Origin of the sequence: Mucilaginibacter dorajii (assembly GCF_024808255.1) — a bacterium.
Classification (GTDB): Bacteria; Bacteroidota; Bacteroidia; order Sphingobacteriales; family Sphingobacteriaceae; genus Mucilaginibacter; species Mucilaginibacter dorajii.
The window spans coordinates 12,470-27,955 of sequence record NZ_JANTYS010000023.1; the positions used below are offsets into that span (position 1 = coordinate 12,470).

Consider the following 15,486-nt stretch of genomic DNA (forward strand, 5'->3'; position numbering starts at 1 on the left):
CATGGTATTAACCGACACGCATACCCATCTTTATTACGAAACCGCTGCGGATAAACGCGCGGCACTTGTACAGCGCTGCCTTGATAACGATATCAGCCGTTTGTTTTTGCCCTGTGTAGATGCAGCATCGGTGCCACTGATTTACAACCTGGTAAAGGCGTATCCTCATTTATGCTATCCGATGCTTGGCTTGCATCCCTGCTCGGTAAAACCCGGCTGGGAAACCGAACTGGCAGCTATTAAAGACGCTCATCAGCAAAATAAAATTTATGCCATAGGCGAGATCGGGATAGATCTGTATTGGGATAAAACTTATCTCGATGGGCAGATAGAAGCTTTTCGCACACAAATCAACTGGGCAAAAAGCTTAAAATTACCTATAGTGATCCACTGCCGAGACGCATTTGACGAAGTGTATAGTGTATTACAACAGGAAAATGACGACGATCTTCATGGAATTTTCCATTGCTTTGGCGGCACTGTAAATCAGGCTCAAAAGGTAATAGATCTGGGTTTTTACCTGGGCATAGGCGGCGTAGTTACCTATAAAAACGCCGGGCTGGATAAAGTTGTGGCCGAAATTGACCTTAAACATATAGTTTTAGAAACAGATTCTCCGTACCTTACGCCCGTTCCGTTCAGGGGTAAACCTAATGAAAGTTCGTACTTGATTTACATTGCCCAAAAAGTGGCGGATCTGCACCAAACCAGTGTAGAGGAGGTAGCTTACATTACTACCCAAAACTCAAAACTGGTATTTGGTATATAACTAATTGTAATGAATTTACACTCCATAAACCCTAATTCATGAGTCAGATACTAATCATCTATACCGGTGGTACCATAGGTATGATGAGTGACCCTATAACCAAAGTGCTCAAGCCTATCAATTTTGAGCAGATAATGGATAACGTTCCTGAACTGGAAAAACTTAACTGTAAAATTAAGGTGCACTCTTTTGAGGAGATCATCGATTCATCAAACATGAACCCGGCTATCTGGAGCGAGTTGGCGGGGTTAATTGAAGCTAATTATCATGAGAATGATGGTTTTGTGATTCTTCACGGATCAGATACCATGGCCTATACCGCATCGGCATTGAGCTTTATGCTCGAAAACCTGGGCAAACCCATCATATTTACCGGTTCGCAATTGCCTATTAGCGCTATCCGCACCGATGCGAAGGAAAACCTGATGACGGCCATTGAAATTGCCAAAGCCAAAAAGAATGACCGTGCGCGCGTGCCCGAAGTTTGTATTTACTTTGATTACAAGCTCTTTCGTGGTAACCGAGCCTTTAAATATAATTCATCAAAATTTGAGGCTTTCCGCTCACCAAATTACCCTATCCTGGCCGAGTCGGGCGTGCATCTGCGCTTCAGCGCAAATGATATCAGGCACCCCCAGGACGGTGAAGAACTGATCATCCACAATAACCTCATCAGCGATGTTGCCGTATTGAAACTTTACCCTGGCATTGGCCAAAAAGTTGTTGAAGCTATTTTAAACTCCGATGTACGTGGTGTAGTAATGGAAACATTTGGTGCCGGTAATACCACTACCGACGATTGGTTTTTAAACTTGCTTGAAAAAGCTATTAAAGATGGTAAAGTGATTGTTGATATTTCCCAGTGTAAAGTTGGGACTGTTGAGCTTGGCCGCTATGAAACCAGCAAACAACTGAAAGACATGGGTATAGCCAGCGGTTACGACATGACTTTTGAATCGGCAGTAACCAAAATGATGTACCTCCTTGGCGAGTTTGATGACCCGGCCCTGGTAAAGCAATACATGGAGCAGGATTTGAGGGGCGAGATAACGGTGAGTTAGGCGAGGTTATATCCGATAGTTAGTCCTAACGGCCCGCCGCGCGTCATTGCGAGGAGTAAAATCCGCGGACGGTGAAGGTGGAAATGACGTTAATAATAAAAAGAGGGTCATGCTGAGCTTGTCGAAGCACGCGGGCGAAGGCCTCTACGCGCGCCCTTCGACAGGCTCAGGGTGACCGGCCCTCGCTCGCAGAAATCAAATACGTTATGGGTAGGCACGAAGCAATCGCGAACTGCGCAAATCCGCCCTTTAGAGTATGAGATTGCTTCGTGCCTTATAATGACGTCCATGTAAGTTATTGATTATCAAATATGTTTTTTTGTAGAGACGCAATATTTTGCGTCTCTAGCTATACAGAGCGGATTTGCGTGGTGCATTTGCACGCGGGAGACGCAAAATGTTGCGTCTCTACACAAGCGCGTTAACGATGTCATCACTGTTTTTTTCAGGTTACCCTGATGGATACTCGCAATGACATGGTGGACTTGCCATGGGTATGACGCAATCCCAGATAAGTAGATGCGCTTGCCCCTATATAATTCGGGATTGCTTCATCGTTCCTCCTCAATGACGGATTCATATAAAAACACCTATCAGTCAACTATTCCCGCATCCAACTCCTCAAAATAAGAGATGATCAATGATTTCATGAGCATTTCCTGTTCAAGGATGGTATAGGCGGGGATAACTTTTATACGCTTCCAATGCGGCCAGCCGTCCTGGTCAAGGCCTTCCAACTCGTAAAAGCCCATCATACTTAGTAGCTTGCAATTGGCAATATGCATCAGTTCTTCTTTTTGGCGTTTGCTGAATTTGCGTGGCCCCTGGCCCAGTTCCTGTACACCTATCAAAAACAACATCACCTTAAGGTCGGGTTTCTCGTTATCAAAATCCTCGGCAATGCGGTTTTGCAGCGCACTCCACTTTAAATTAATTTCTGCCGGCTTCATATGGGGCAAAGATAAGTTAGTTCATGGTTGATGGTTCATAGATCATGGCAAAATGTTATTTTAGTTCATGGTTGATGGTCATAGATCATTGTAAAGTGTTTTTTGGATGATTTCGATTCAGCCCCAATGTAAAGAAACTAATCGCCGCCAACCGAAGCTGCCATGATCTATGAACCATCAACTATGAACTTATCATTATTGTTACAATGTTGCATTAAAATCATCGTTTTATTGCTTACTTTTGTGATATCCTGTAAAAAAGGGTGTTGACGTGAAGAAAAATAAATTGAATATTATTTATTCGTGGCTGTTATTGGTTTGCTTTGTGGCAGGTCAGTATATGGTCTATTCGCACCAGCACCAGCTTGTAAAAAGCATTTCAAAAACGGCATCGTTAACCAATAACGACCATGCGCCACAAACAACCGTAAAGGAAAAATGCGATATGTGCGATGCCATGCATCATACGTTCGCGGTAATTGATACCCCTTTATATGCTACTCCACAGCAGGCCGTAATACAAGTTTTTAACTCTTGTAATTACGATTTTGTAAGCATGTCGCTTGTGCTGGCCGCCGGCCGCGCCCCTCCTGTAATTTCATAACAATTTCTATCCTGTTATCATTTTTTACAAACAAAGCCGTTCTACAAACGGTGTTTATTGAATTTTCAATTTATTCGTTATGAAATTAAAGCTAATTAGCTTCTTAATATTATCGTTCATAGGTATTTCTTCATTGGCTAACGCCACTACCGTTCCGGTTACTAATATTGATGCCGCCGATGCGATAGGCACCCTAACTGGTACCATTACCGATAAGGCAGATGGCAAACCTATTATAGGCGCCACTATAACTATCCCCGATTTACGTAAAGGCGCCGTTACCGATGCCAATGGTAAATACACATTCAATAATATCCCCAAAGGTATTTACCTGGTGCAGGTAAGCTACCTGGGCTACTCTACCGTTAACCAAAGGGTTGATTTTACAAAAACTACTGTGTTTAACGTGGTGATGCAAACATCATCTGTTGAGGCGGGCGAGGTTATTATTACCGGTGTAAGTAAAGCTACCGAAATAAAACGCAGTCCTGTGCCCATGCTTGCCGTAGGTAAGGCCTATTTAGAGCAGCGTGCCGCATCGGGCAATATCATTGACCAGATAGCTTCCCTGCCGGGCGTTAGCGCCGTTACAACGGGGCCAAACGTATCCAAACCGTTTATCCATGGTTTAGGCTATAACCGTGTAATTACGCTGATGGATGGCATCCGCCAGGAAGGCCAGCAATGGGGCGATGAGCATGGTATTGAGGTTGATCAAAACTCTGTGGACCGTGTGGAAGTAATTAAAGGCCCGGCCAGTTTAACCTATGGTTCTGATGCTATTGGTGGAGTTGTTAACTTAATATCGCCGTCACCCGTTCCCGAAGGTAAAATATTAGGATCGGTACAAGGTATTTATGGCACCAACCAGGACCTTTTAAATGGCTCTTTCAGGTTACAGGGTAACCAAAATGGCCTGGTATGGGGAACGGTAGTATCTGCCAAAGAAGGTAAAGACTATAAAAATGAGCACGACGGCCGTGTATACGGTACCAACTATAAAGAAAAGGATGCCCGTGTAATGGTTGGCTTAAACAAATCATGGGGTACATCTTACCTGCACGCGTCATTATTTGATGACGAGCAGTCGATCCCAGATGGCAGCCGCGATTCTGTTACCCGTAAATTTACCCAGCAAATTACCGAGGACGACGCCTACAGGCCTATTGTCCCCAATTCGGTATTAAACTCATATACTATCCCAACGCTGCACCAGCACGTACAGCTTTATCGTATTTACAACAATAGTAACTTCAGATTGGGCGATGGTAATCTTATTGTGAACTTAGGTTATCAGTACAGCCACAGGCGCGAGTACACCCACCCAGAATATGGCGATATTGCCGGATTAAACCTGCACTTAACAACCTATACTTATGATGTTAAGTACAACTTTAACATCGGTAACGAATATGAAACCACCTTTGGGGTTAACGGTCAGTATCAAAACAATACCATTGGTGATGCTACTGATTTCCCTATCCCGGCATATCACCAGTTTGATATAGGTCCCTTTTTTGTTGTCAAAAAAAGCTATGGCAAGTTAGATCTTTCCCTGGGTGCACGTTATGATACCCGCTCATTTAACAACAGTGCCGCTTATGTAGATACCATTGGCGGTCCGCATGGTTTTCCTCAATTGTATACTGGCAGCAACCCAACCACTACAGCAAACGTCATCAATCAATTTGAAGCCTTCAGCAAAAGATTCAGTGGTTATTCTGGCAGCTTTGGTGCAACTTATAACATTTCAGATGCTTTCCTGATAAAGGGTAACATTTCAAGAGGTTTCCGCGCGCCGAGTATTGCAGAGATCTCGGCCAATGGTCCAGATCCAGGCTCACAGATCTATCACGTTGGCGACAAGAGTTTTAAACCAGAGTTTAGCTTACAGGAAGATTTGGGTGCTTTTTTAACCCTGCCTAATATATCGGCAAGTGTGGAGGCTTTTAACAACAACCTATCAAACTACATTTACCAACAACAAGAACTACACGATGACGGCAGCCCGGTAATTACCCAGGGCTACAACACGTTTACCTATGTACAAAGCAAAGCCCGCATTTATGGCGGCGAAGTTAATGTTGATTTGCACCCCATACCATGGTTGCACTTTGAAAACGCGCTGAGCCTCACTTATGGTGAAAATAAAGGTAATGGTGGTCCGGTTGCCGATAGTTTAAAGCACCTGCCGTTCATCCCGCCATTGCATACGCATACAGAACTGCGCGGCACCTTTAATGGTGGCTTTGGCAGCTTTAAAAGCCTTTATGCCTTTGTTGGCTTTGACCATTACAGTGCGCAGGATCGCTTCTTTGCGGCTTACGGAACCGAGACCTATACCGCAGGCTATAACCTGTTGAGCGCCGGTTTTGGCGGTAACATTGTAAACAAAGCAGGCGAGCCCGTTTTAAAGATCTTTGTAGAAGGTACCAACCTGGCCAATGTTAACTATCAATCAAACATGAGCCGCTTAAAATACTTTGATAACGCGGTAACCGCACCAGGTGTACAGCGCGGTATTTTTAACATGGGCCGCAACATCAGCTTTAAAGTGGTGGTTCCTTTCGGGTTTAATACCGGCAAAAAATCGTAAACGCAAACACAACTAAATTGAAACGCCATTGCCTCAAAAAGCAATGGCGTTTTTGTTGCAAAATCTATTCTTCACCTTGCGCCCTTAACCTTTTCAGGAAAATCGCTTTTAACATTTTATTTTCTTACAAGCTGAGAGATTTGAGTAAACACGAATTTAACTGCCCGGAGGATAGATTACAGCGAATTTCACGAATTTTTTGACTTCATATTTTAATTTGTGCAATCAATCAATTCCAAATTCGTGAAATTCGATTAAATTGTAACCGAGGCGGCTGGCATTCGTGTCTTAACCTTTTTACCTTTCGCCTAAAATTTCCGCTCAAAGTATTATCTTTGCAGCTCATTTAACACTGTTTGCAGCAGTATCAATGGATTATGGCAATATATAATACACTACTGTACTATTGTTATTCAACAATAGAAGATGCGGAGCAATTTGCTGCCGATCATTTAAAATTTTGCAAAAGCTTAGGGCTTACCGGTCGCATTATTGTGGCCCATGAGGGATTAAACGGTACTGTATCCGGCACCGTAGAGGCTTGTAAAACTTATATGGACACCGTACACGCCGACGCGCGTTTTGCTGGTATCGATTTTAAGGTTGACGAAGTGCCCGAGCCATCATTTGTAAAAATGCATGTGCGCCACAAGGCCGAGATCGTATACTCGGGCCTGCGCGATCCGGAAATGATCGACCCAAAGCAAAAAACAGGCAAACACCTGGAGCCAAAAGAGTTTATGGCGATGAAGGACCGCGATGATGTGGTGGTGCTGGATGTACGCTCAAACTACGAGCATTCCTTAGGTAAATTCAAAAACGCGGTTACTTTAGATATCGAAAATTTTCGCGATTTCCCGGCCATGATCAACGAGTTGGCCAAATACAAGGACAAAAAGATCCTTACCTACTGTACCGGTGGCATCAAATGCGAAAAAGCATCAGCCCTGTTACTGCACGAGGGTTTCCCCGAAGTATACCAGTTGCATGGCGGCATTATTAAATATGGCAAAGAAGCAGGTGGCGAAGATTTTGAAGGTAAATGTTATGTATTTGATAACCGCCTTTCGGTTGATGTAAACAGCGTAAACCCGGTGGTGATCTCTACCTGCCGTAACTGCGGTAAAACCACACCTAAGATGATCAATTGTGCCAATCCCGAGTGTAATGAGCATTTTACCCAATGCGATGAATGTGGTACCAAAATGGAAGGCTGCTGCAGCGATGCCTGCCAAAGTCACCCGCGCAAAAGGGTATATGATGGCACCGGCTACTATGTAAAAGTACCACAGCCGGTAAATATCAACAAAAGAGAAAAAATACAACTGGCATAACCCAAACACAGGGCTGATTTTATCGTTATATTGCGGTAAGCATTCAGGATGAAATCAGCTGCCTTGTGTATCTTCATTATAATTACCTTAAATGCATCGGCGCAAACCAATTGCGATCCCCGGGCATTTAAAAAGCTGATTTCCTTTTCAAAAAAACATTCCCTTTCTGATAAACAATTTACAAGCGCTTTACTCATTGTAAAAAAGCTGGAGCTTGGCAACTGTTCATACTATGAGGTAAAAACTAAGGGCATCAATTACCAGCTTGCCAGCCTCACCGAGCTTTTAGGCAATATCTGTATTAAAACCAACACCCCCACAGCAGTTAACGAGTATGTGCTTTATATGAAAAGGCACAGCACATCGGCCGAAGAACAGATGGCTTTTTCTTTTGAGCAGATTTTTGTAAAACAGCCTGCTTACGTATTAGCTGCTGTTGGGCAAAACACGGCCCTGTTAGATCAGCTGGAATGGGGCGTTGTGAACAATCAGCCTAATATCAAACTCAATAATTATAAAACCGCCTTTTACAGCGCCTACCCCGCATTGAAACAGCTTTACCCTAAATACAAAAAGCAGGTTGATTATTTGCTTAACGCGATAGCTGCCGAGCTTAAAGGGTAGGTTAAAACTAACCAAGGTACGACTCACCCCGACGAGGCTACGCCCGTCTTCCCCTCTCTCCGACTGCGTCGCATAGAGGGGCGGGAAGTTTTTATTTGTTTTTGACCCTCTTTGCGGCCTGCCGGAGAGAGGGCAGGTCCAGCGAAGCGTAGACCGGGTGAGTCGTAGCCGCTTTGCAGAGCCAGTTGCAAAGGCAACAACATCGCCATATCCCTCTATACAACAACCAAATTCCAATCATTTCCCACCTTTTTCCAAAAAAAATTAAAATAATTTTCACTGCGCAAATACACTGCGCAGTGGCTATGAACCTTTGTATCATCAAAACAAATAAATAATAAAAGGAGGTCACAATGAAATTTAACCTGTTAAGCAAAGCACAAAGTCAGTTAACCAATCATGAGGGTGCAAAAGCGTTTGCGCTATCACCAGAGATGGAACTGTATACCCTGGTAGTTACCTGGAGCTTAAGTGATTCCTTTTACGAAAAAAATGACGACCGTATAGAACGCCTGCGTACCATTATCAATAAATGCAAGCCCGAGTTTGTGGGCAGGCTGGCGGTTTACGCCCGTACCAAAATGTACATGCGTTCGGTGCCATTAATATTGGTTACCGAATTGGCAAAGCTGCACTCGGGCGACGATCTGATTGCCCGGGTTACAGCCGGGGTTGTTAACCGTGCCGATGAGATCACAGAGCTGTTAGCCTGCTACGAAATGCTGAACAAGCGCACCGGTACTAAAAAGCTGAACCGCCTGTCAAAGCAAATGCAAAAAGGCTTACAAACCGCGTTTAACCGCTTTGACGAGTACCAGTTTGCCAAGTACAACCGCGATACCGCTATAAAAATGCGCGATGCCTTGTTCCTGGTTCACCCTAAAGCAAAAGACGATTTGCAACAAGCCCTGTTCAACAAAATAGTAAACGGCAATTTGCAAACCCCATACACCTGGGAAACTGAGCTATCGGCATTGGGTCAGCTGAATTTTGATAGCGCGGAAGCAAAAGCATTAGCCTTCCGTGATAAATGGGAAGAGCTGATATATAGCGGTAAACTGGGTTACATGGCCTTGCTGCGAAACCTGCGTAACATACAGGAAGTGGGTGTAAGCTATGTGCATTTCCAAAAGGTATGCGCAACCCTTGCCGATGGCGAACAAGTAGTAAAGGCCAAACAGTTCCCATTCCGTTACCTGGCGGCTTACCGCGAGTTGTTAAATGCGGGTACGGTTGTCGCGCCATTAAAGGGTTTAACCCAAAAGGTAAGCGCTGCGCTGTTTGGCAACAAAGGTTACACCGGCGAATTGCTTGATGCTTTGGAAAAGGCGGTACAGGCAAGCGCGGCGAACATCAAAGGTTTTGATGAAAACACCCGTGTGTTGCTGGCCTGCGACGTATCTGGCTCCATGCAGACACCTGTATCGGCAAAATCAAAAATCTTGCTGTATGATGTGGGTTTGATGCTGGCCATGTTGCTGCAATCGCGTTGTAAAAATGTGGAGGTGGGTATGTTTGGTAATTTTTGGAAAACCATCATGGTGCCACGCCATAACATATTGAGCAACGTGCAGGAGTTTTACAAGCGCGAAGGCGAGGTTGGTTATGCAACCAATGGCTACCTGGTGATCAAAGATCTGTTGGACCGCAAGGTGCAAAAAGATAAGGTAATGCTTTTTACCGATTGCCAGTTATACAACAGCAACCCATCGGTTAATGGCGAACACATCCATAAATTATGGATCCGTTACAAGGCCACAGTAGCGCCAAAAGCAAAGCTGTACCTGTTTGATTTAAAGGGTTATGGTAATGTACCATTGCAGGTAATGCAAAACGGCGTTTACTTGGTATCCGGCTGGAGCGATAAGGTTTTTGAAGTGCTCGACGCACTAGAAAATGGCCAGACAGCTTTAAGCCATATCAATAGTATAGCCCCCTAACCCCCTAAAGGGGGAATGTAAAAAACTTTCGGCTCCCCCTTTAGGGGGCTGGGGGGCATAAGAATGTCGTTAGATAAGAGTTACTTCGCTCAATTAAGGGGAGGGCATTGTGGCGAAAGTCATGATGGAGGTTCGAGTCCTCACCAGCGGGTCCCCGGACTTTTATCGCGTGTTGCTTCTTATAAAATATAAAGAAGGTGTCGTAAATGAGTGTTACTTCGATTCAAGCCTGGAACGCCGGTTCAATTCCGGCCCCTGTAAAGGGTAGTTGAGTTGGTAAAACACAGGGTAAGCTCACACTTGTTATCTGTTACCCTTCTTTTAAAGAAAATTAAAGATCAAGCTCTTTCGGGTAAACCCGGGGGCTAAAAAGATGTCGTAAATAAGTCTTACTTCGTTTGAGGACGTCAGGGTTGCCGGTTCAAGTCCGGTCTTTGGAGCAATTCAAAGTAGCTCAATTGGTTAGAGCATGATAGACTAATTGCCCGTTACTCTTTTTGGTTCCCCGGTCCGGAGAGCGATTAAAAGGAAATCCTCTGCAAGGGAGGAAAAAGATAAAGAGGATGCCGTTTGCCTGCGTTACATCGCCTGTCACGCAATAACTAACCGCAGGAGGCTTGTTGCTCTTCTTTTAAAGATGCCGTTGCTTAGCGATACTTCACCATATGAACATTAACCGCTAAGCGTTTGTAGCTCTTTTTTAAAATCTTAAAAGGTGCCGTAAATTGGTGATCCATCGGTTAGAGCATCCGCCGCGGGCCTACCGTGTACCCACATCTTGTTAAACCTACTCTTCTAATAAAAACGTTGTCATTTCGACGAACAAGGGGTGGGATTGCGCGCCGTAGGTGAGGAGAAATCTTGTAAAAGCAGGCATTCGGCCATGCAAGGCGTACAAGATTTCTCTTTCGCACCCCGCTCATTCCCCTCCTTCGCTCTATCGAAATGACATTTTCCTTAACAAACAAGATGTGGGTACACGGTAGGCCGTTGGCGGAAGGTCGCAGGTTCAAATCCTGCCTTGGTAGCTCAGTTAATTCACTAATTGTTTATTGCCCTTTTATTGAGAAATTTATACCTAAACCTTTCCCTAAAGGGGAAAAAGCTATCTGATCCCCCTTTAGGGGGCTTGGGGGCTAAAGATGCCGTAGGCGGGTGTTACTTCGTCTGGTTGAAAACATGTAGCGATACATGAATACAGGTTCGAATCCTGGCTACACCTGCCGGTTGTCGCTCTTTAATTTTTTTATCTTTAACCAAACTATTATGCTGCAAACTATCCATCAAAAACTGCTCGAACTGGAGCAGACAGAAAATATAAAAATCCTGTATGCCTGCGAGTCGGGTAGCCGGGCCTGGGGCTTTGCCTCGCCCGATAGTGATTTTGATGTGCGCTTTATATACGTAAAGCCATTAAACTACTATCTGCAGATAACCGATCAAACAGATGTTGCCGGGCTGCCGGTGAATGAGGTTTTGGATATAGGCGGATGGGATTTGCGTAAGGCGTTAAAACTGTTCCTTACCTCAAATAGTACTTTGTATGAGTGGCTGCAATCCCCCATAGTTTATACGGAACAACCTGGCTTTGCCAATGAGCTTCGTGCGCTGATGCCCAGGTATTTTTCGCTCAAGGCTGGTGCGCATCATTATATGTCTATGGCGCATAATACACTCACCCAGGATTTGCAAGCAGATGAAGTAAAACTGAAACGCTATTTTTATGCTTTACGACCGGCATTAGCCTGCCTGTGGATAGTTGAAAAATATTCGGTGCCGCCTATGGAGTTTGAAAAACTAAGGGTATTGATAACCGACGAAAAGATACAGCAGGCCATAAATGATTTGATGGAGCAGAAAAAACTATCGGACGAGAAAACTATGATAGCCCCGGTTTTACCGCTCAACAACTGGTTAACGGATATATTGAATTATTGCAGAAGCCAAACCGCCGCTCTTGAAAGTCACCGGCATTTACCGGATGAGCTAAATGCTGTTTTCAGAAAATATATACCATCATGACCTACCAGCAGCTACATCAACAAAAACAATATCTGCTGCTTGATTGCATTAGCGGCAGCACGGCGTATAACCTTAATGTACCGGGTTCTGATATCGACAAAAAGGGCATTTTTATATTGCCCCAAAAAGAGCTGTACGGGTTTGATTTTACAGACCAGGTTGCCAATGAAAGTAACGACGAGATATATTTTGAGATCAAACGCTTTCTTGAACTGCTTACCAAAAACAATCCTAATATCCTGGAACTTTTAAGTACGCCATCAGAGTTTGTATTGTATAGGCACCCGCTAATGGATTTGATAAGGCCCGAAGATTTTTTATCAAAACTTTGTTTAGACACTTTTGCCGGTTACGCGCAAACGCAAATAAAAAAAGCGAAAGGGCTCAATAAAAAGATCAACAAACCGCCTGATACCGAACCTAAAACCGTTCTCGATTTTTGTTACGTGGCTAATAACAGCGGCACTGTATTGTTAAATGACTGGCTTAAAACCAACAACCTGTTACAACAAGATTGTGGCCTTGTAAAGCTGGACCATTTCCGAGATGCTTACCTGCTTTATCATCAAAGCGGCAGGACTCGTTTTCGGGGAATAGTTTCGGGGCCGGATGCCGATGACGTGCAGGTAAGCCAGGTTCCCAAGGAAATGGAAAACATAGCTGTTATGCACTTTAACAAGGATGCGTACTCGGTTTATTGCCGTGAGTACCGGGAATATAAAGAGTGGGAAGAAAAGCGAAACGAGGCCCGTTTTCAAAGTACGTTATCGCACGGCAAAAACTACGATGCCAAAAACATGATGCATACCTTTCGCCTGCTCAATATGGCAGAAGAGATAGCCCTACATCAAAAAGTAATGGTTTACCGGCACGACAGGGAGTTTTTATTGAAAATCAGGAATGGCAAATTTGAGTTTGAGGAATTGATGCAAATGGTTGAAAGTAAAATGGATCAAATAAAGCAGCTGTATGATACGTCTACCTTACCTGACAAGCCCGACGAACAAATGGCCGGGCAATTACTGATCAGGATACGGGAAGAGTTTTACAAGTGTTGACCGGCCGTGGAGCGTTTATTATGCCATGATCTTTGCAACTACCTGCTCATGTGGATAAATTGGCTGTATATTTATAAACCAATATTAATACTCCATGAAAAGACGTTCATTTGTAAAACAAACCATCATAGGCGGCGCGGTTGCCACCGCGTTACCAACTATAAGCAAAGCTATAACCATGAATACGGCGGCAGCAATGAATGATTTTTATGAGTTACGGGTTTACACCCTCAAAAATGAAACCCAGCAAAAACTGGTAGAGGATTACTTGCAAAAGGCCTATATCCCCGCGGTTAAAAGTCATGGTATTGACCATGTTGGTGTATTTACCGAGCTTAAACCCGATGGGCAAACCAAAATATTTGTGCTTACACAATACAGCACGCTTGATAAAATAGACAGCCTGCAAACCGTGCTTGACGGCGACAAGACATACCAGAACCTTGGTGCAGCCTATTTGAACGCGCCTGCCAGCGCCCCCGCTTATGAGCGTATTGAAAGTTCATTAATGAAGGCCTTTAAAAATATGCCTCACCTGGTGGCGCCTGCAAAAACGAGTCGTATTTTTGAGCTTAGGCAATACCAAAGCGCAAGTGAAGCGGCCGGTAAAAAGAAAATTGAAATGTTTAACGACCAGGGCGAAATAGACATTTTTAAACGCTTGGGCTTTAAGCCTGTTTTTTGGGGCGAAACTGTGATTGGGCCGCTTAGGCCTAATCTTACCTACATGATCACCTTTGACGACCTGGCGGCGAAGGATGCCCACTGGAAAGCATTTGTTGCCGACCCTCAGTGGAAAAAAATCAGCAGCGTGCCCGAATATGCTGATGCCTTGCTGGTGAGTAAAATTACATCAACCCTACTGGTACCTACAGCGTATTCGCAGGTGTAGTTGTTTTAGACGCTGTTTAAAAATGGAAAAACAAGTCGTTAATTGCGAGTTTTAGAATCTGTGGACTGTGAAGGGGAAAATGACGTAGCAAACGGCCCTATCCACCTGTCATTCTGATTAATAAAATTTCGCGAAATTCTGAAAGTGGAATGACGATATAAAGCTATGTCATTGCGAGTTGTAAAATTTCGCGAAAATCTGAAGGTGGAATGACAACATAAAGCTATGTCATTGCGAGGAACGAAGCAATCGCGAACTATGCAGATCCGCCCTGTAGAGCATGCGATTGCTTCGTGCCTCGCAATGACATGGTGGACTTGTCATGGATAGGAACGAAGCAATCGCGAATTGTGCAAATCCGCCCTGTATAGCATGCGATTGCTTCGTGCCTCGCAATGACATGGTGTAGATCCCAGACTTACGAAGTTTTTAAAACTTCGTAAGTCTGGCGTTTGTTTACGCGTTGGTCACGTGTTTCTTTAATTCCACTTCCAGATTCTGCAATTCGGTATTCAACGTTTTGCGGTTAGCGGTACCTTCATCATGAATGCGTTTAACCTCGGTAAGCGTTTCAATTAACGATGCGGTGGTACGTTTAAGCGTATCTAATGATACAACGGTCTTTTCATTCTCACGGGCTACGTCAATACTGTTTTGTTTAAGCAACTCGGCGTTCTTTTGCAGAATGGTGTTGGTAGTATCCGAGATCTTTTTCTGCATCTCCACGTTTTCCTTCTGGCGGTTTAGGGCCACAGCTATGGTCAACTGGTTTTTCCAAACCGGGATGGTAGTTGATACTATCGACTGTGCTTTCTCGGCAATGGTGGTATTATTGCTTTGCACTACGCGGATCTGCGCAAGCGACTGCATCATAATGAACCGTACCACTTTCAAATCGGCCAGGCGTTTATCCAGGCGGTTTACAAAATCGCGCAGATCGGCAATTTCATAATCATTATAGGCTGATGGATTTGCATCCATTTGGGCTAACTGCTCGCTCAGCTCGTTGTATTTTAACTGGCCAGAAATGATTAACTCTTCCATTTGGTGGATGTAAGTCACATTGCTATCAAACATGGTTTGCAATGAGCTATTATCTTTTAAGGAATTAACCCTGCCTGCTTTAATCTTATTGGTGATTTTGTCAATGTTGTTAATCACCGTATCATACTTTTGGAAAAGTTTTTTGGCATCAAATACCAGCTTTTTAACAAAAGGGATATGCGATATAAAAGAGGTGAACGCGTTTTGGTTCAACTCATCTACATCGATGTAATTAAGTTCGGTAAGCAGATCATTGATCAGCAGGCCAACCTCCCCCGAGTTGTAGGTGCGTACCGATGTTAAAAAGTTATTGCTATACTTTTCCATGGATGCCTGCACATCGGTACCATAGTTAAGGATGGAATTGACATCCTTAGGGTCGAGCGCTTTGGCTACCTCGCCGTATTTTTGTACATCGGTTGGGGTAATGTTGGTTAAATCAACGTTGCCTTCCTTATCCAGTAATTTTACCGGGGTGGTAGTACCTGGTGCCGGGGTAATATCCAGGTTGATTGGAGTTATATTTATCGGGTTGTTATTAGGTGAACCTTCCATTTTTTTGAGTTTTAAGTGGTGAGTTATGAGTGGTGAG

Annotated in this window: 12 protein-coding genes; 10 read left to right on the forward strand and 2 right to left on the reverse strand. The window is 44.1% G+C overall.

Translation table 11 applies throughout. The features are described from left to right. The first annotated feature begins 1 nt into the window (after window position 1). Window positions 2–769 (forward strand): TatD family hydrolase, encoded by a 768-nt coding sequence (locus FHS10_RS23545; RefSeq protein WP_259095816.1) that lies wholly within the window; start codon window positions 2–4, stop codon window positions 767–769. A gap of 38 nt (window positions 770–807) precedes the next feature. Next, the gene (locus tag FHS10_RS23550) at window positions 808–1,830 is read left to right on the forward strand and encodes an asparaginase (RefSeq protein WP_259095818.1); all 1,023 of its coding nucleotides are present in this window, start codon (window positions 808–810) and stop codon (window positions 1,828–1,830) included. Window positions 1,831–2,423: 593 nt separating this feature from the next. Here the strand turns inward: FHS10_RS23550 and FHS10_RS23555 are convergent. Next, a complete protein-coding gene (locus FHS10_RS23555; protein WP_259095820.1) occupies window positions 2,424–2,780 on the reverse strand; it encodes a hypothetical protein in 357 nt (118 codons plus the stop codon). Window positions 2,781–3,051: 271 nt separating this feature from the next. On the opposite strand from FHS10_RS23555, the gene FHS10_RS23560 reads away from it, so the two are divergent. The 8 genes from FHS10_RS23560 to FHS10_RS23595 all read left to right on the forward strand — a co-directional run bounded on the left by FHS10_RS23560 (window position 3,052) and on the right by FHS10_RS23595 (window position 13,850). Then, window positions 3,052–3,384, forward strand: a complete 333-nt coding sequence (locus tag FHS10_RS23560) for a hypothetical protein (protein ID WP_259095822.1) — start codon at window positions 3,052–3,054, stop codon at window positions 3,382–3,384. Between the two features lie 79 nt (window positions 3,385–3,463). Beyond that, window positions 3,464–5,980, forward strand: a complete 2,517-nt coding sequence (locus FHS10_RS23565) for a TonB-dependent receptor (RefSeq protein ID WP_259095824.1) — start codon at window positions 3,464–3,466, stop codon at window positions 5,978–5,980. A gap of 377 nt (window positions 5,981–6,357) precedes the next feature. Then, window positions 6,358–7,314: an oxygen-dependent tRNA uridine(34) hydroxylase TrhO gene (gene trhO / locus FHS10_RS23570; protein ID WP_259095826.1), complete on the forward strand. Its 957-nt coding sequence runs from the start codon at window positions 6,358–6,360 to the stop codon at window positions 7,312–7,314. A 48-nt stretch (window positions 7,315–7,362) separates the two neighbouring features. Further along, entirely contained in the window at window positions 7,363–7,938 is a 576-nt protein-coding gene (locus tag FHS10_RS23575) for a hypothetical protein (RefSeq protein WP_259095828.1), read from the forward strand. Window positions 7,939–8,291: 353 nt separating this feature from the next. After that, entirely contained in the window at window positions 8,292–9,878 is a 1,587-nt protein-coding gene (locus tag FHS10_RS23580) for a TROVE domain-containing protein (RefSeq protein WP_259095830.1), read from the forward strand. Window positions 9,879–11,144: 1,266 nt separating this feature from the next. Further along, window positions 11,145–11,900, forward strand: a complete 756-nt coding sequence (locus FHS10_RS23585; RefSeq protein WP_259095832.1) for a nucleotidyltransferase domain-containing protein — start codon at window positions 11,145–11,147, stop codon at window positions 11,898–11,900. Then, window positions 11,897–12,958, forward strand: a complete 1,062-nt coding sequence (locus tag FHS10_RS23590) for a DNA polymerase beta superfamily protein (protein WP_259095834.1) — start codon at window positions 11,897–11,899, stop codon at window positions 12,956–12,958. The genes FHS10_RS23585 and FHS10_RS23590 overlap by 4 nt, the downstream gene beginning before the upstream one ends. A gap of 94 nt (window positions 12,959–13,052) precedes the next feature. After that, complete coding sequence (locus FHS10_RS23595; protein ID WP_259095836.1) at window positions 13,053–13,850, forward strand: NIPSNAP family protein; 798 nt, start codon at window positions 13,053–13,055, stop codon at window positions 13,848–13,850. A gap of 456 nt (window positions 13,851–14,306) precedes the next feature. Here FHS10_RS23595 and FHS10_RS23600 read toward each other — a convergent pair whose 3' ends face one another. After that, a complete protein-coding gene (locus tag FHS10_RS23600; RefSeq protein WP_259095837.1) occupies window positions 14,307–15,449 on the reverse strand; it encodes a toxic anion resistance protein in 1,143 nt (380 codons plus the stop codon). Between the last annotated feature and the right edge of the window lie 37 nt (window positions 15,450–15,486).